This window comes from Vibrio sp. SCSIO 43155, assembly GCF_023716605.1.
Classification (GTDB): domain Bacteria; phylum Pseudomonadota; class Gammaproteobacteria; order Enterobacterales; family Vibrionaceae; genus Vibrio; species Vibrio harveyi.
In genome coordinates this window covers 628928-647413 of record NZ_CP071852.1, presented here as the reverse complement: position 1 = coordinate 647413, position 18486 = coordinate 628928, and the positions used below count along the sequence as shown (strand labels likewise).

Here is an 18486-nt window from a genome sequence, read left to right as displayed (position 1 = left end):
ACAAACTGCGCACATCGAAAATGTGTGGAGCACATCAATGGAAGTCATCGTATTAGGTAGTGGTGTTATCGGTTTGACCTCAGCTTGGTATCTAGCTCAAGCAGGTTATCAGGTCACCGTGATCGATCGCCAACCAAGCAGTGCGATGGAAACCAGCTTCGCCAATGCAGGACAAATCTCTTACGGCTACTCCTCACCATGGGCAGCCCCAGGCATTCCACTCAAAGCCGTGAGATGGCTAACCGAAGAGCATGCCCCACTCAAAATAAAACCGTCTCTCAGCCCAGAGCTTATCCGCTGGGCTACGAAAATGGTGTCTAATTGCACCTTATCTCGCTATCAGATCAACAAAGCACGAATGCTATCCATCGCCAATCACAGCCGCACTTGTTTAGAGCAGCTAAGACGTGATCATGCGATTGAATACCAAGGTCGCCAACTCGGAACGTTACAAGTATTTCGATCTCAACAGCAGTTAGACGCCATAGAAAAAGACCTTAAGTTGTTAGAACAAAGCGGTACACGTTTTCAGCTAATGAACGTCGAGCACTGCATCAAACAAGAACCAGGGTTAGCGTTAGTAAAAGAAAAACTGGTCGGTGGGTTGTACCTACCCGATGATGAAACCGGAGATTGTTTCCAGTTTTGTCAGCAGTTAACTAAGCTGGCGAAAGCTTATGGTGTCAGGTTTGAATTCAATACAGAGGTAAGCAATTGGGTTACCGTAGGCAAAAAGGTCATGGGTGTCCAAACGGATCGTGGTTTATTTAAAGCAGACCAGTTTGTACTTGCTTCGGGCAGTTACTCAACGGCGTTACTCAAGCAGCTTGAGATCGATATTCCGATCTATCCCGTCAAAGGGTATTCACTGACGGTTCCGATTGAATGTGAACAATTTGCACCGCGATCTACCGTCATGGATGAGACCTATAAAGTGGCAATGACACGCTTTGACGATCGCATCCGGGTCGCAGGGACCGCTGAACTTGCGGGCTTTGATCCTTCATTACCGCAAAAGCGCAAGAATACGATTGAAATGGTGATTCGAGATTTATTTCCGCAAAGTGCCGATTTCACTCAAGCCGAATTTTGGACAGGCTTTCGCCCCATGACGCCCGATGGTACACCCATCATTGGTGCGACCCCTTACGACAATTTATTCACGAATACCGGACATGGAACGCTAGGTTGGACCATGGCTTGTGGGTCAGGACAACTCCTTGCCGACATTATGATCGGTGCAGAAAGCAAAGTAACAAATCACTCAGAATTGAGCCTAAGCCGTTACGCCTAAACACCTGCAAACCATTTCAAATAGAACATTACTCCACATGTTGAATAGCATTCAGAAGATATGACTTCCATATCTCGCAGCACATTTTCATGACAATGTGCTGCATATTCAATCAATTCATTGTCATTTCCAATAAAAACCACACACAAACATAACAAGAACCAATTTTTAACAATATTTAACCATTCTGTGTTCATCATCACGCTACAAAGGATTTTTAGTCAAAAAGGTTAACAATTACATTACAAAAAAGGGTAATGTGTTGTACGAAAAACAACCACAACCATAACAAACAGGGAAAATACTCATGCAGTCATTAGTTGATTTTCTGAATGGAATTATCTGGAGTCCGGTACTGATTTATTTGTGCCTTGGCGCTGGTTTGTTCTACTCGATCATGACGCGCTTTGTGCAGATTCGTCACTTCTTTGAAATGTGGCGCTTGCTACTTTCTGGTAAGAGTTCAACCAAGGGGATTTCATCATTTCAGGCTTTGGCCGTTTCACTATCTGGCCGTGTAGGTACAGGTAACATTGCAGGTGTTGCAGCCGCTATCGGTTTCGGTGGTCCAGGTGCTGTTTTCTGGATGTGGGTTGTCGCCTTCTTTGGCGCAGCAACCGCATACGCAGAATCAACACTCGCACAGATTTATAAAGAAGAAGACGAAGGCGAATTCCGCGGTGGTCCAGCTTATTACATCGAAAAAGCAATGGGTCAAAAGTGGTACGCTTGGATCTTCGCTATCGCAACCATCTTTGCATGTGGTGTTCTACTTCCTGGCGTTCAATCGAACAGTATTGGTAACGCAGTAGAAGCAGCATTTGGCTCAGGTGACATGATTGAAACCGCTATTGGTACCTTCAGTTTCGCTAAAATTTTCACTGGTACGGTTGTCTGTGTCATTCTTGCTTTCATTATCTTTGGTGGTGTGAAACGAATCGCGAACTTCACTCAAATCGTAGTTCCGTTCATGGCTCTGGCGTACATCATCACAGCATTCGTTATCATCCTACTTAACATCGGTGAAATTCCACGTATTGTTGGCATGATCATTGGTGATGCATTCACACCGATGGCGGGTATTGGTGCTGCGATTGGTTGGGGTGTAAAACGTGGTGTTTACTCTAACGAAGCAGGTCAAGGTACTGGTCCTCACGCTGCAGCAGCAGCAAGTGTTGATCACCCAGCACAGCAAGGTCTGGTTCAATCGTTCTCTATCTACATCGATACACTGCTAGTGTGTTCAGCAACCGCATTTATGATTCTTATCACGGGTGCGTACAACGTACACGGTGCAGTCGAAGGTGCGTTCTTAGTACAGAACCTTCCAGCAGATATCGGTGCAAATGGTCCTGTATTTACGCAAATGGCGATTGAAAGTGCCCTTCCGGGTGTGGGTAAACCATTCATCGCGATTGCTCTGTTTTTCTTCGCCTTTACAACGATTTTGGCGTACTACTACATCGCAGAAACCAACATCGCTTACATCCGTCGCACAGTAAAAGTAAACGGTCTGATGTTTATCTTGAAGGTCATTCTGATCTCAGCGGTATTCTACGGTACGGTTAAAACAGCTAACCTTGCGTGGGCAATGGGTGATGTAGGCGTAGGTCTAATGGCATGGCTAAATATTGTCGGCATTCTGATCATCTTCTTCATGTCTAAGCCAGCACTAAAAGCTCTAGCTGATTATGAAGAGCAGCAAAAACGTGGGGTTACAGAGTACACATTCAACCCTGTTGCGCTTGGTATCAAAGGTGCTGACTACTGGGAAGAAAAGTACAAACGTAAAACAGGCAAGGCGCCTACAGCGGATAGTGACACGGCAGAAACCGTAGAACAACCATCTACCTAATGCCTCATTAACCTCCTCCCCCAACAGGTTGGCGGGTATATAAGAAAAAGCAGTGGTCCGAAAAGGACATTAAAAAAGGGTTAGCCGTGGCTAACCCTTTTCTTTTGCATTCAATTCGAAGCGATTATGCTGCGATTTCTTGCGTTGCAACTTGAGGCTTTTGCTTTTCGCCGATTGGAAGAACCGTGCGACCGTACTCGTTGTTTAGTACTTGAGCCATTGCGAAGTAGATTGCGCTTGCACCACAGAAGATACCTTCAAAGCCTGCGATAGTGCCGATCAGCTCACTACCAGTAAAGTCACGTGCAGCTAGTAGGAAGAACAGGATAGTAAGAGAACCAAATACGACTTGCTTCGCTACTGGGTAGCATAGAGAACCAATAAACATGAAGCCAGTGAAGATGCCCCATAGTAGTAGGTACCAACCCATAAAGTGTGCTGGGCTTGCAGGAAGACCCATGTAAGGCATTACGATTAGACCAACCAGTGTTAGCCAGAACAGACCGTAAGACGTAAATGCAGTCGTACCGAAAGTATCACCACGTTTGAAGCACATCATGCCAACAAGAACTTGGCTAAGACCACCGTAGAAGATACCCATTGCTAGGATCATTGAGTCAATTGGGAAGAATCCTGCGTTGTGGATATTAAGCAGAATCGTGGTCATACCGAAACCCATTAGGCCTAGCGGCGCTGGGTTAGCCAGTTTAGTAGACATGTAAGCGTACCTGTTTTCAAAAATGTTGATAAAAATTGCGCGCGAATTTTAATGGACTAAAAAACAAAAGAGAAAAGACGTTATTGGAAACTTAGATTGCACAAATAGGCAATCAAATGAATAAAAAAAGACCCTACTAAAAAGCAGAGTCTTTATAGATACTTAGACTATTTATTGTTCAATCACTGGCAAGAGATCTCATCCCAGAACCAGTTACTCTGGGTTGGCGTTTCCCATACACCCGGACCGTTTTTCGCAATAAAACACTTACCTTGATAAGTCACTTTGTCACCATTGGCTACTTGAGTGACACCTGGTTCCCATGCGATAAAGTCCCCTGAAACAGGAGGCTCCGTCACCGGTGGTTCGGTTACTGGAGGCTCAGTTACTGGTGGCTCTGTCACAGGAGGTTCAGTCGTTGGTGGCTCGGTTGGCGTGCCCGAAACGAGCTTCCAAGGGTCACCTTTGGTCGGCTCATTGCCTTGTGACCACCACTTAGCTTCATATACCGCCCCCTTGTAAGAGACTTGGTCGCCTGTGTTATAAACCTTGCCAGCATCCCATGCAGCAACACCACCTACAGGTGGGTCAACCGGATCGACTGGGTCTAGTTTGTCGACAATGCGTACTTCAGGCCAACCCGCGTGAGATTGGTAGAAGTTGGTAACACATTTCTCGTAATCTCCTGCTACCAGAGCCGAATATGCGGTTTGGAAGCCAACCAATTCACACTCAAATGAATGACCCCCAGGGCGATCTGAGTAGTACTTCCAGTTACCATCCCAGTTGGTGTAAAGCACATCAGTCGCACCGTTAAGGTTTAAGCTACCGTACGGCATTTGTTGCCAACAAGTATTGGTTTCATCAGCTTCGATAGGAATTTGATAATGCGCTGCTAAACCTTCCCAGTAACGAATACGGTTAACAGGCTGACCTTTGTCTTTGTTTTGCTCGCCACATTCAATACCGCCATTGATGACGTTGATAGTGGTACCAAAACCGTAACCAATGCCCGCATCGATCTCACGTTGCGATGGCACCCATGTACGATCAATTACGTGTAACATCGCTGGTTTTGGCGCTTGAGGGGTTAAGAAGAACCAAATTGCAGAAGCCAAGTTCAACCAAGAGTCAGCGACTAAACCCGGATTCTTCAGCAGCACCGATGCATCGCCATCAAACATTACTTCAGAGAATGCGCCATAGTTAAAGTGGTAAGAAAGCTGTTTGGCACCACGCCCAAAATACCCTTGACCAGGTTCGCATGGCCAGCGCTTATTTTGCCAATCGTTCTGACCACAGCCTGTGGTGTAACCCTCTTGACCTTCAGACCATCCCATTTCACGTACATGCACGAGTGCCTGCTGCCACTCTTCTAATGCAAGTGGGTTGTCTGATACGTTATCAACCGCAATGTGACCACCAGTTTCTTGAGCAAAATGCGCAAATGCTGTCACGATGGATTTCTTACAGATTGCGTCAGAGTCTCGACCATCGGTGTACTCACCACAGAATGCAGGGAACTTACCTATCGCACGTAAGAAACGAGTATAAGTGTATTCAGGCGCAGCCATTTGCGTTAGGAAGTCCCACTCACTTTCGGGGAATACACGTTCAACACGTTTAACGTTTTCTGGGTTACCTGCTGCGCCCGGTACGATAGCTTCTACAACGTTGTTCGGACGAGTCTCTAACGCCTGTGCCCAGATGGCATACATTGGGTCAGATGTTTTGCTTTGCTCAACCGCTTGAATGTCACCACGAGCGATCACGTAGCCATTCGGGTTTTGAGGATCAGGTTGGATATTCATACTGGCATGAGCTTGTGCCGCGAGCACACAGCTTAATGCAAGAGGCAGATGTTTGAGTGCAAACATGTCTAATCTCCGTATTTATCAATACAATATACAAGGAATAACTAGACACATAGTGGATCATGTAGAAAAAACGCCGAGTAAAGCCCATTCATTCTGCGACGCAAAGTTTATAAATAAATACTGTTACACAGCGGGTATCACAAAAACTGTTACCTTGACTCAAAACAAAACGGGAGAACCTTCCCCCGTTTTTATTCTTGGTTATTGGTTGGCTGTTATCGACTCTAAAGCCTGCGAAGATTTCTGTTTAGAAAGCAATAAATAGACAGCAAACTGAACCACAACCGCCACCAGTACAATCACAGGCGAAGCCATTACCCCAGCGACAAGAAAACTTGCTAGGGCAATGGCACCATTAAGCACCGCATAAGGTAATTGAGTTCTAAAGTGTTCGTACTGCTCGCAACCAGCACCAGTCGAAGACAAGATGGTGGTTTCAGAAATTGGCGAACAGTGATCACCAAATAGACCGCCAGACAGAACCGCACCAATACACACCAACAATGGTGCATCAATCGCAACTGCAGTTGGGATAACCAACGGCATCATAATAGCGAATGTCCCCCACGACGATCCTGTTGCGAACGAAATAATACCAGCTAACAAAAATGCCACCGCTGGCAATAACCAATAAGGGAAACCAGCCTGCGCTTGTTCTGCAATGTACGCCGCTGCGCCAAGCTCCTTGCCAACCGAACTCAATGACCAAGCAAGAACCAAAATCACCGCAACGGACATCATGTTCGACATCCCTTTTAGGTAAACCTGAATGCCATCAGAGAGCTTTCTCACTCCATAAAACGCCATCAAACTAATTAGGGTAATTGCAGCAAAGAAATAAGCCGACGACAATGCAGCACGGAAGGTCGAGCCTGCGACTTTCTGAAATGGAAAACCGTGAGGCACTAGAATCGAGCAAAGCACAACTAGCATGACGAGCAGCGGTGCCCAAACAAAACTTGTTTTTGCATTTTTATGCTCAAACACATTTAATGAATCTTGCACTTTTCCAAAATCAGAACCCTGCTCTGCAAGCTGTTCGGCTTTCGCCATTGGTCCAAAATCCAGCTTGAAGAAAGAGACAATCGGAACAATCGCGATCGCTAAAAAGGCATAAAACTGGTAAGGGATCGCGCCAATAAAAGCATCCCAATCACTGATACCTACATCCAGTGCAGCAAACTCTTTTTGAATCAGGCTCATGATATAAACGCCCCAACCGATGAAAGGGATGAGGATCGCCACTGGGGATGAAGTTGAATCGATGATAAAGGCTAGCTTCTGGCGAGAGACTTTCAGTTTATCAAAAAGAGGACGAAAGACAGGACCAACAATTAACGGTGTACCAAGGTCTGAAAAGAAAATAACAACGCCGCCAAACCAAGCAGAAAGCTGTGCTTGGCATTTGCTTGCAACCCACTGAGTGACCTTTTTAGCGAACGCCACGCCACCGCCAGATTTCTCCATCAAGGCAACAAAACCACCAATGAAAACCAAAAGAAGGATGACGCCCGCATTGTAACTGTCAGTCAGTTGCGGCAACAGGTAACTTTTCATCAGTGCGCTAAACGAATCGAGCGGACCTTTGTCAACGAATGTGCCTTCTAACATAGCCACACCGCTAACAACACCGGCAAAAAGACCTACAACAACGTTTCTTGTAGTTAGCGCAAGGACTAACGTAATAATGATGGGGATGAGGGAGGTAACATCTGCCTGTTCCATAGCAATACCAACTTTAATATCTAAACACCAAAAATGAATATACATTCAACAATATCGCATGTATATATTTTCTAATAAAAAAGTTGAGACCTGCGTTCACACTTTTCAGGCATAAAAAAACCAGCCCGAAGGCTGGTTTTTAATTTGGTATATCTAACAGGAAATTATTCCCATTCGATTGTCGCTGGTGGCTTACCAGAAATGTCGTAAACCACGCGAGAAATACCGTCAACTTCGTTGATGATACGGTTAGAAACCTTACCTAGGAAGTCGTATGGTAGGTGTGCCCAATGTGCAGTCATAAAGTCGATAGTTTCTACCGCACGTAGAGATACAACCCAATCGTACTTACGACCATCGCCCATTACACCTACAGAGCGAACTGGTAAGAATACCGTGAACGCTTGAGATACTTTGTTGTATAGGTCTGCAGCGTGTAGCTCTTCAATGAAGATAGCGTCTGCACGACGTAGCAAGTCACAGTACTCTTTCTTGATTTCACCAAGAACACGAACACCTAGACCAGGACCCGGGAATGGGTGGCGGTAAAGCATGTTGTACGGAAGACCAAGCTCTAGACCGATCTTACGAACTTCATCTTTAAACAGCTCACGTAGTGGTTCAACAAGACCCATTTCCATGTCATCTGGAAGACCGCCCACGTTGTGATGTGATTTGATCACGTGCGCTTTACCAGTCTTAGATGCAGCAGATTCGATAACGTCTGGGTAAATCGTACCTTGAGCTAGCCATTTCGCGTTTTTCAGCTTCTTAGACTCTTCATCAAATACGTCTACGAATACGTGACCGATTGTCTTACGCTTCTCTTCTGGATCCGATTTGCCTTCAAGTGCTTTTAGGAAACGTTCTTCAGCGTCAACTTTGATGATGTTCAAACCAAATTGGTCGCCGAACATATCCATTACTTGTTGACCTTCGTTTAGACGAAGAAGACCGTTATCAACGAATACACACGTTAGCTTGTCGCCGATTGCACGGTGAACTAGCATCGCTACTACCGATGAATCAACACCACCAGATAGACCTAGGATAACTTCGTCGTCACCCACTTGCTCTTTAATACGAGCAACCGCGTCTTCGATGATAGATTCAGAAGTCCATAGACGCTCACAGCCACATACGCCAAGAACAAAGTTCTCTAGCATTTGTAGACCGCCTTTCGTGTGCGTTACTTCTGGGTGGAACTGAACGCCGTAGTACTTCTTCTCTTCGTTCGCCATCGCAGCGTACGGACATGTGTCTGTCTCACCAACTTTCACGAAGTCAGCAGGAATTTCTACTACTTTGTCACCGTGGCTCATCCACACGTCTTGAGTTAGCTCAAGATCTTTAAATAGTGCAGATTCACCAGAAACTTTAACTTGTGCGTAGCCAAATTCACGTTCTGTAGAACCCGCTACTTTACCACCTAGCTGCTCAGCCATAGTTTGCATGCCGTAACATACACCTAATACTGGCACACCAGAGTCAAATACATATTGAGGAGCGCGTGGAGAGTTATCTTCCGTTACGCTTTCTGGACCACCAGAGAGGATAATACCGTCTGGATTGAATTCACGAATATCCGCTTCTTCAACGTCCCAGCTCCACAGTTCACAGTAAACACCGATTTCACGTACACGGCGCGCTACTAGCTGAGTGTACTGAGAACCGAAGTCCAAGATCAGAATACGTTGGTCATGAATATTTTTAGTCATTTTGAGCAGTCTTATAAGCTAGGTTATTAAAACGGAGGCGAGTGTACTCGCCTCTTATTAATGCTTCAAGGAAAAAAGCAAACGTTTACGTCGAGTGTATAGGTTTTATTTTTACAACAGTAAAAATTAACCGCGACGGTAGTTTGGAGCTTCCTTAGTGATTTGAACGTCGTGTACGTGTGATTCAGCCATGCCCGCACCTGAGATACGAACAAATTCAGCTTTAGTACGCATATCTTCAATCGTTGCAGAGCCAGTAAGACCCATGCTTGAACGTAGACCGCCCATTTGTTGGTGTACGATTTCTTTTAGACGACCTTTGTATGCGATACGACCTTCGATACCTTCTGGTACTAGCTTGTCTGCTGCATTGTCAGACTGGAAGTAACGGTCAGATGAACCTTGAGACATCGCACCAAGAGAGCCCATACCACGGTAAGACTTGTAAGAACGACCGTTGTAAAGAATCACTTCACCCGGTGCTTCTTCTGTACCTGCGAACATTGAACCAACCATCACACATGATGCGCCAGCTACGATTGCTTTACAGATGTCACCAGAGAAACGGATACCGCCGTCAGCGATAACTGGGATACCGAATGAGTTAGCCACTTCTGCTGCGTCTGCGATTGCTGTTACTTGAGGAACACCAACGCCCGTTACGATACGAGTAGTACAGATTGAACCAGGACCGATACCCACTTTCACAGCGCTAACGCCCGCTTCGATAAGTGCTTTAGCACCAGCACCTGTCGCAACGTTACCGCCGATGATGTCTAGATCTGGGTAAGCTGCGCGAGTTTCGCGGATACGGTTTAGTACACCTTCAGAGTGACCGTGTGAAGAGTCGATAAGTAGAACGTCAACGCCCGCTTCAACTAGAGCAGCAACACGCTCTTCGTTACCAGCGCCAGCACCAACGGCTGCGCCAACACGTAGACGACCGCGCTCATCTTTACATGCGTTTGGTTTACGTTCTGCTTTGTGGAAGTCTTTCGCAGTGATCATACCGGTTAGTTGGAACTCATCGTTCACAACCAATACTTTCTCAACGCGTGCTTCGTGCATCTTCTCTTGCACTTCTTCACGTGTTGCACCTTCTTTTACTGCTGCAAGGTTTTCTTTTGCTGTCATTACTGAAGACACTTTCTTAGAAAGGTCAGTAACAAAGCGCACATCACGACCAGTGATAATGCCTACAAGCTCGTTGTTCTCTGTGATTACAGGGAAACCAGCGAAGCCGTGTTTTTCAGTCAGTGCAACCACGTCAGCGATAGTCGCTTCAGGGCTAACAGTTACTGGATCAGAAACGACACCAGCTTCAAACTTCTTAACTTTACGAACTTCAGCAGCTTGCTGCTCAATAGACATGTTTTTGTGGATAAAGCCAATGCCACCCTCTTGCGCTAGCGCGATAGCTAGACGAGCTTCTGTAACAGTGTCCATAGACGCTGAAATCATTGGGATGTTTAGGGTGATGTTCTTAGTCAACTGAGTGCGAAGATCAGCTGTGTTTGGGAGAACGGTGGAGTGAGCTGGCACGAGTAGTACGTCATCGAATGTCAGCGCTTCTTTGGCAATTCTTAGCATTTGCAATATCTCACAATTAGAGGAGTAAAAAGACAATCCAATCTCATCGTTTCGCATAATGAGGGTAACCAGTTTTAGGTTGTTGGCTACATTTGGATTAGATATTGCGGAGGGATTATACGGTTAACGCAATCGCTTGACCACAAATTTTTTAATTTTTTTCTTGCAATTACCCCCTTGATATGTATTATATTGCCGCTAATTTCCATACTCACGTCTACGGAATTAGCTGTGCTCTCCCAGACCAATCAAAACATCTTCACTGTTTCTCGTCTCAATGCCGAAGTGCGTCTGCTGCTCGAAAACGAAATGGGGATCGTCTGGCTTGTCGGAGAGATATCCAACTTTTCAGCTCCCGTCTCTGGTCACTGGTACCTCACTCTTAAAGATTCTCGCGCTCAAGTTAAATGTGCCATGTTCCGTGGTAACAATCGTCGCGTCACTTTCAAACCTGCTAACGGCAATCAAGTATTAGTTAAAGCACGTCTGTCTCTGTACGAGCCTCGTGGTGACTATCAATTGATCATTGAGAGCATGCAGCCTGAAGGTGATGGTCGTCTGCAACAAGAGTTCGAAGCACTTAAGATGAAATTGGCAGCAGAAGGTTTGTTTGCTCAAACCAATAAGCAGCCTTTACCTGAGCACCCAAAACGCGTTGGTGTGATCACCTCAAAAACCGGTGCAGCACTGTACGACATCTTAGACGTATTGAAACGTCGTGATCCTTCCCTACCCGTGGTGGTTTACCCAACCATGGTGCAAGGTGAAGAAGCCGCGATTCAAATTGCGCAGGCAATCGGCCGTGCAAACAGTCGTGACGAATGTGATGTATTGATTGTTGGTCGTGGTGGCGGTTCGTTAGAAGACCTTTGGTGCTTTAACAACGAAATCCTTGCTCGCACTATTGCTGCAAGCCAAATTCCTATCATCAGTGCAGTTGGTCATGAGGTTGACGTGACGATTGCTGACTTTGTCGCTGACATGCGGGCACCGACCCCATCAGCGGCGGCTGAATTGGTAAGCCGCGATAACAGCTACAAAGATCAAGCTTTGGTGACTCGCCAACATAAGCTAGCCAGTGCAATGCGTTACTACCTGGCACAACAGAAACAGCAATCCGCTCGATTAATGCATCGTTTAGAGCGCCAGCACCCAAGCTATCAATTGCAGCGCCAGACACAACAACTTGATGAGTTGGACATGCGCCTACAACGCGCGATGCAACGATTCATCACGACACGCCAACAAGCGGTAGAACGCAAACATCATCGCCTACAACTGAACTCACCAGTAAAACATTTGGCTGAGCAGAAGTCGAAGCTTGACCGCGTTGAGCAAAAGCTAATGGATGCAATGGATCGCAAGTTACTGACTATGCGTCACCAACTGGCAATCGCGGCAGAGAAGCTAGATACGGTAAGCCCACTGGCAACACTAAAACGTGGCTACTCAATTACTCAGACTGAGCAAGGTCAGGTTGTTACCCAAGCAAAGGATGTAAAAACGGGCGACGTTTTAGTCACCCGCTTATCTGATGGTGAGCTTCGCTCAACGGTTAATTAACTGACTTTTTGAAACTCAAATCGAACACGTGATTTCGATTTGAGTTCATTACAACTATTGCAGAAATAGTTTGCCGCACCACAAGCCTGTAGTTTTTCTAACTCCGCATCGCAATCTGGGCAAAACCCTACCTTCTTATAATATGAGTCGCACTGATTACAGTGATATTGCCCAGTCCATTCCAGTTCTACGTTGCAAGTTGGGCAAATATTTGGTTGCATAACTTCCTCTAAATAACTTCAATTCACTGACTTACAGTCTAATCATAAGCCAGCTTAACGCCTTGATCTTTATCACGCTCGCTTAGCACGCTTGTTCTGATACATAGCAACATCAGCTTGTTGAATAAGCTGCTGCAACACTGCACGCTCACTAGCTGTACTACAAGAAGCGCCAATGCTGGCTTTGACTTGATATTCTTCTAATTGGTAAATCTGATTAAGCTCATCCGCTAAACGAGAAACAAAGTGAAAGTAGGTCTGCTCATCTGGGAAACAACAAAAACCGACAAATTCATCACCACCGTAACGTCCGATCACCGAGCAAGAGCGAAAAGCTTGTTTTAAATGTTCAGCTACTAGTACTAAAACTTGATCACCAGTCTCATGACCAAATCGGTCATTAATATACTTAAACTCATCAATATCAACGAAGAAACAGGCGACTAAGGCATTACGACCACATTTACCGTTTATTTTCCGGTCAACTTCTGACAACAAAGCACGACGGTTAAAGCAGTGCGTGAGAGGATCTCGACTGGCATGAAAATGAAGCTGTTCTTCTAAACGGTATTTCTCTAGCGCAACGGCATACAAGGCAGCTAGCATTTCGAGCACTTCAAGTTCATAAGGGTGAGGTTTGGAAGGGACGTTACTGTAAATAGCAAATGTACCCAGAACATGACCATCCGATGCAATAATCGGCACTGACCAGCACGCATGAAGTTGGGCTTGTTGAGTGAGTTTAAGAAAAGGTGCCCAGTTAACATGATGATCGATATCGCTAACAACCACAGTTTGTTTTAAGAATGCAGCAGCACCACAAGACCCGACCTTTGGTCCAATGGGGACTCCTTCAATAGCTTGGTTGTAGAAATCAGGTAAATGCGGAGCAAATTCCAAGTGCAATGTATTGGTATCGGGGTGCAATCGAAGTATGGAAGCTTGCCTCTTACCGAATAGGTGTTCACTTAACTTAATAACCTCATTGTTGAGGCTATCGCGTTCCATTCCCAGAGCAAGCTTACCTAAAAGACGATTGACTGCTCGGTGAGCATCTAACAGTCTATCTTTATCCATGATGGCGTAATCATATCGTTATTATGTTTATTAACCTGAAATATAATAAATCTATTAATATGACACAGGTAACTAACTCACATTATGCGAACGCGGCACTATAAAAGATCGCATGCTGATCATCGGATATTACCCTTTTGATCAGCGATCACCCCTTAAAAGAATATTTATATAACCACATACCGAAAGCATAAGTTACATATTCTGCATCTCAATTTAAAACAGAATTTAAAACTACACTTCCGAACAAATAAACACACAAACAGAATATAATAAAAAGATCAAAAAGCTAAATTAGCGAATTACATCGGTGTGCATTTCGATGGTTTGTGAGTCTATCTCCACCAGTGTTACTTGGATGGAACCAAAGTCATTCAAATGGCTCGCATGCGTTCCCCCACAAGGGATGACAGCGATTTCACCTTCGCCTAAATCACACTGCCAGTAACGTGAATCGGTAAGGTGTTCACCATGGCAATCGATGGTGATCGCAACGTACCTTTTTAGCCAATCTCTCAACAGAACATTCACCTGTTGTTCGATGCTTTTTAGGTCAGACAGCATATCTGCACTGTTTAACCCCCTTTTACGGAGTGTTTTACCTAAACGATAGGTATCCAGACATTTATCTGGGGTAACAAAGCTAGTCTCTTGGGCATAGCTGTTGAAGTCATAATTACCATGTGGGTCTTTACGATCTGCATCTTTACGCCAATAGTTTTGTGCAAGTACCTTGTTGAGTGCAAGGTATGCGATGTGCCCAGCACTATGACCACGACTCAGTGACAGTTGGTATTCCTTATCTACTTCTAGTAATGCAGCATCACCAACGGCAATAGCTTCTGTACGTGGCAACACATGTACCACAACAAACACCCACCCTTCCGTATCACGTTTTACCGGAATTTCAGTACCGACGAACAACTTTCCACTCGCAAGTTCTACCGCACCAACTTGGCAATCGACCACTTCAAAGCTCATGCCCTTAATAGTTAGTGTGCCTTTGTCAGCGGGATGATCTGGCCAAATGTGGCTGACAGGATGAAAAGGGGTCTCCTCAGTAACAACGTAAGTGACTTCTTCAGTTGAGTGAGAAAGTTGTACTGGTGCTTCCAGTTGCCAAGTTTGATGACAGAAGCGAGTTTTGGTAGCTGTGATCGTCATGTTAGTCATACTTCTAATGCATTGGTTCGAGCAAAAATCTGCTTATAAAAAAATACCCAAGTCGAAACTTGGGTATTCAGAAAATCTTAGCGATTACTTGTTGCGGTTTTTCACCGCAGACATCATACGCTTGCGCTTACGTTCTTGAGACAGCGTTAGCTTGTTTGTACGGTTCTCGTACGGGTTATCGCTGTTCTGGAAGTTAATACGGATTGGTGTACCCATGATTTCCAGAGACTTGCGGAAGTAGTTCATCAAGTAACGCTTGTACGAATCTGGTAGATCGCGAACCATATTACCGTGAATAACTACGATTGGTGGGTTGTAACCACCCGCGTGCGCATATTTCAGTTTGATACGGCGACCACGAACCATTGGCGGTTGGTGATCGTCTGTTGCCATCTTCATGATACGAGTTAGAACAGAAGTACCGACACGTGTCGTTGCTGACTTGTACGCTTCTTGAATCGATTCGAACAAGTGACCAACGCCTGTACCGTGAAGCGCAGAGATAAAGTGAATACGTGCAAAATCAACGAAACCTAAACGGCGGTCGAGTTCTTTCTTCACGTTCTCTTTCACTTCGTTATCTAGACCATCCCACTTGTTCACGGCTAGTACGATTGAACGACCTGCGTTCAATGCAAAGCCAAGTAGACTCAAGTCTTGATCAGAAATGTTTTCGCGCGCGTCGATAACCAATAGAACCACGTTTGCGTCTTCTACGGCTTTCAGTGTTTTAACAACAGAGAACTTCTCTACTGTTTCGTTGATACGACCACGACGACGTACGCCTGCAGTATCGATCAACACGTATTCACGACCATCACGTTCCATTGGGATATAGATAGAGTCACGAGTGGTGCCTGGCATGTCGTATACCACTACGCGCTCTTCACCAAGAATACGGTTTGTTAGTGTTGATTTACCAACATTAGGACGACCAATGATTGCCAATTTGATTGGCTGGTCTTGCAAACGTTTGAACTCTGCTTCAGCATCTTCTTCGGTGTAATCTTCAATCGCTAGCTCTTCATCTTCGAATTCAGTCAGATCTTCAATCTCACCTTCTTCAGATTCGCTTGCTAGAAGATCATCGAAAAATGGCGCTAACGCTCGTTCCAACAATGCTGTCACACCACGACCGTGTGCCGCAGCGATTTGGTACATGTCATCAACACCAAGTTGCCAGAAATCGGCACAAGCAGCATCAGCATCAATACCATCGATCTTGTTTACTACCAGCATTGCTGGTTTTTCGATTTTACGCAGATGCGCGGCAATCGCTTCATCAGATGGTGTTAATCCAGCACGACCGTCAACAAGGAATAGCACTACGTCAGCTTCATCAATCGCTGCTAACGATTGTTCCGCCATCTTTGTTTCTACACCTTCTTCCGTGCCATCAATACCGCCGGTATCAATAACGATGAATTCATGTTCTTCGCCAAGGCGAGCTTGGCCATATTTACGGTCTCGCGTTAGGCCAGGGAAGTCCGCAACCAACGCATCACGCGTACGTGTCAATCGGTTAAATAGTGTAGATTTACCTACGTTCGGACGCCCCACAAGAGCAACAACAGGTACCATAACAACCTCTACAATAATCTTTCTTCTGTAGTTATAGGTAACGACTTGCTTGATGCCAAATCAAACCAGCTTTTTACCTATAACCACGTCAGGAATAACGGTTAATAAATAAAAATTTCAAACAACAAAACGGCTCCTAACTGTTACCAGCCAGGAGCCGAATGTGAATTATATCACGATATTATTCGTTGATGGTTAGTTTCTTTACATCGCCATTGCGAGTTGTAATCACGTAACCATCAGACAATAGTGTCGGACCAACAGCAAAACCACTGTCATCGACATATTGTTGTGCAACGAATTCGCCAGTCGAACGATCCATCCAGTGTAGGTAACCTAATGTGTCGCCTACCACTAGATAGTTATCAACAATCACTGGAGCAGTAAGCTGGCGGTATTCCAACTTGCTGTTTTCCCAAAGCTCTGTACCGCTGCGTGCATCTACTGCAACTACGTGATCTTTTTCTGTGATCACGAAGATACGGCTACCGTCTGTAGCAATATCAGTTGCTGACGAGTAGTTACGCTTCCAAATTGGATTTGCAGAACGTAAGTCGATTGCAATAAGTTGACCGTTGTAACCAACAGTGAAAAGAGTGCCGCCCAGTACAATCGGTGAAGAATCAACGTCTACAAGACGATCGATTTCCGTAGCACCTTTTGGAGTACCTACTGGTTGTTGCCAGATCAATTGACCACGTTCAACAATTGCCGCAGCTAGTCGACCGTTTGCTGTCCCCCAGAATACACCACCACCAATAGCCGTTGGCGTGCTATCGCCACGCAGCGTTAGGTTTGGAACTTCTGTGCTCAGCGCCCAGCGTTGCTCACCAGTACTTTCATCCAAAGCAATCAAAGTGCCTCGGCTAGTATTTACAATGATCAAACCAGAGTCAGCGACGGGTTTCGCTAACACCTCACCACCTACTTCGATACGCCAGATGATGTCACCGGTTTCTTGGTCAAGTGCAATCACTTCACCATTTTCAGAACCAATGTAAAGGTGTTCATACGCAGCTGTGATACCACCAGAAAGGCGTGCAATCACATCTTCTTCTAGATCAGTTTGCCATTTGAGCTTACCGTTTTCTGGATCTAATGCTTTGACTAGACCATCACGACTTGCAACAAACAATGTGTCGTTAGCAACAACAGGAGACAGCTTCGAGAAATAATGACCTACGCCATCACCAATCGACGTTGACCATTCCGCACTTGGCGTAAACTGACTGTCTACCTGAGGTAATGGAGCCATGACAATGGTATCTTCCTCGCCAGCACAACCAGCCAGAATTCCCACTGTTAATGCCCCTAACAAGGCTTTCTTAAAGACTCTTTTCATCCAATGCGGTCCTTATTTCGCCAGGTCGTCCAATTTCATTTGTAGTGCAGGGCTAGCATCTGCAGCTTGTTGAGCTTCAGTGTATGCCGTGTATGCTGCCTCTTTGTCACCTTGACGAAGAGCGATATCACCACGAAGTTCTGCAATACGACCCGTCCATGCAGCGTCAGTTACTTTGCCTAGTTCTGCATTTGCAGCGTCAAAGTTGCCCATTTCTGCTTCAATACGCGCAATACGGTAGCTGATAAGTGGAGTTAGCGCGGCATCTTTAGTGTTGCTTTTAGCCCATTTAAGTTGCTCAAGTGCAGCTGAAAGATCTTTGGCATCTACTTGTACTTTTGCTAGCTGAAGCGCAGCAAGTACTGAGTATTCTTTAACTTTGTTTGAGTCGATGAACGCTTGAATATCTGCTTGTGCGTCTGCACCTTTGGTTTGCAGGGCGTTCATTACTGTTGTGTAGCTTTGAGAAGCTGCTTCACTCGCCTGAATCACAGAATCCTGGTAGTAACGCCAGCCAAATAGACCACCTAAACCAACAACCGCACCGATGATGACGGCTTTGCCGTTTTCCTTCCACCAGTCTTTAATGGCTTCAACTTGTTGTTCTTCAGTATCGTAAAGTTCCACTTCCTGTCCTCTTAAAACATGTAAATGACAGCGAGGCTGCCATTGTTCCTATTTCGTCGAAAGGCTCCTATCTTGGGAGCCTTACTATTACGAATTAGGATTTTAATCTTTAGCTTATTAAAAGA

14 protein-coding genes are annotated in these 18486 nt (G+C 45.4%); 3 read left to right on the top strand and 11 right to left on the bottom strand.

Features of this window, described 5'->3' with window-relative positions:
- Nucleotides 1-37 precede the first annotated feature (37 nt).
- Together J4N44_RS02975 and J4N44_RS02970 are read left to right on the top strand one after the other, a co-directional pair.
- Entirely contained in the window at nt 38-1294 is a 1257-nt protein-coding gene (locus tag J4N44_RS02975) for a D-amino acid dehydrogenase (protein WP_029789206.1), read from the top strand.
- Nucleotides 1295-1601: 307 nt separating this feature from the next.
- Nucleotides 1602-3149: an alanine/glycine:cation symporter family protein gene (locus tag J4N44_RS02970; RefSeq protein WP_005447683.1), complete on the top strand. Its 1548-nt coding sequence runs from the start codon at nt 1602-1604 to the stop codon at nt 3147-3149.
- Between the two features lie 124 nt (nt 3150-3273).
- On the opposite strand, the gene J4N44_RS02965 is transcribed toward J4N44_RS02970, so the two are convergent.
- From J4N44_RS02965 to guaB, 5 genes are all read right to left on the bottom strand, one after another.
- The gene (locus J4N44_RS02965; RefSeq protein ID WP_005447690.1) at nt 3274-3867 is read right to left on the bottom strand and encodes an acetate uptake transporter; all 594 of its coding nucleotides are present in this window, start codon (nt 3865-3867) and stop codon (nt 3274-3276) included.
- Nucleotides 3868-4049: 182 nt separating this feature from the next.
- On the bottom strand, nt 4050-5744 hold the full coding sequence (locus J4N44_RS02960) for a chitinase (protein ID WP_252044832.1): 1695 nt from the start codon (nt 5742-5744) through the stop codon (nt 4050-4052).
- A gap of 201 nt (nt 5745-5945) precedes the next feature.
- Nucleotides 5946-7469, bottom strand: coding sequence for a Na+/H+ antiporter NhaC family protein (locus J4N44_RS02955; protein WP_114321969.1), 1524 nt, complete (start codon nt 7467-7469; stop codon nt 5946-5948).
- A 164-nt stretch (nt 7470-7633) separates the two neighbouring features.
- Nucleotides 7634-9187 carry a glutamine-hydrolyzing GMP synthase gene (guaA, locus tag J4N44_RS02950; protein ID WP_005447693.1) on the bottom strand — a complete coding sequence of 518 codons (1554 nt, stop codon included), beginning with the start codon at nt 9185-9187 and terminating at the stop codon, nt 7634-7636.
- Nucleotides 9188-9313: 126 nt separating this feature from the next.
- Nucleotides 9314-10777: an IMP dehydrogenase gene (gene guaB, locus J4N44_RS02945; protein WP_005447694.1), complete on the bottom strand. Its 1464-nt coding sequence runs from the start codon at nt 10775-10777 to the stop codon at nt 9314-9316.
- A 231-nt stretch (nt 10778-11008) separates the two neighbouring features.
- On the opposite strand from guaB, the gene xseA reads away from it, so the two are divergent.
- Nucleotides 11009-12340 (top strand): exodeoxyribonuclease VII large subunit, encoded by a 1332-nt coding sequence (xseA, locus tag J4N44_RS02940; protein WP_252044831.1) that lies wholly within the window; start codon nt 11009-11011, stop codon nt 12338-12340.
- Here the strand turns inward: xseA and J4N44_RS02935 are convergent.
- The 6 genes from J4N44_RS02935 to J4N44_RS02910 all read right to left on the bottom strand — a co-directional run bounded on the left by J4N44_RS02935 (nt 12337) and on the right by J4N44_RS02910 (nt 18361).
- On the bottom strand, nt 12337-12561 hold the full coding sequence (locus tag J4N44_RS02935) for a zinc ribbon domain-containing protein (protein ID WP_252044830.1): 225 nt from the start codon (nt 12559-12561) through the stop codon (nt 12337-12339). The genes xseA and J4N44_RS02935 overlap by 4 nt on opposite strands.
- A 72-nt stretch (nt 12562-12633) precedes the next feature.
- On the bottom strand, nt 12634-13638 hold the full coding sequence (locus tag J4N44_RS02930) for a GGDEF domain-containing protein (RefSeq protein ID WP_005447698.1): 1005 nt from the start codon (nt 13636-13638) through the stop codon (nt 12634-12636).
- A 294-nt stretch (nt 13639-13932) separates the two neighbouring features.
- Complete coding sequence (locus J4N44_RS02925) at nt 13933-14802, bottom strand: alanyl-tRNA editing protein (protein WP_252044829.1); 870 nt, start codon at nt 14800-14802, stop codon at nt 13933-13935.
- A 93-nt stretch (nt 14803-14895) separates the two neighbouring features.
- Nucleotides 14896-16392: a ribosome biogenesis GTPase Der gene (gene der, locus J4N44_RS02920; RefSeq protein WP_009697676.1), complete on the bottom strand. Its 1497-nt coding sequence runs from the start codon at nt 16390-16392 to the stop codon at nt 14896-14898.
- A 181-nt stretch (nt 16393-16573) separates the two neighbouring features.
- Nucleotides 16574-17734 carry an outer membrane protein assembly factor BamB gene (gene bamB, locus J4N44_RS02915; protein ID WP_005447701.1) on the bottom strand — a complete coding sequence of 387 codons (1161 nt, stop codon included), beginning with the start codon at nt 17732-17734 and terminating at the stop codon, nt 16574-16576.
- A 12-nt stretch (nt 17735-17746) separates the two neighbouring features.
- Nucleotides 17747-18361, bottom strand: coding sequence for a YfgM family protein (locus J4N44_RS02910; protein WP_252044828.1), 615 nt, complete (start codon nt 18359-18361; stop codon nt 17747-17749).
- Nucleotides 18362-18486 lie beyond the last annotated feature (125 nt).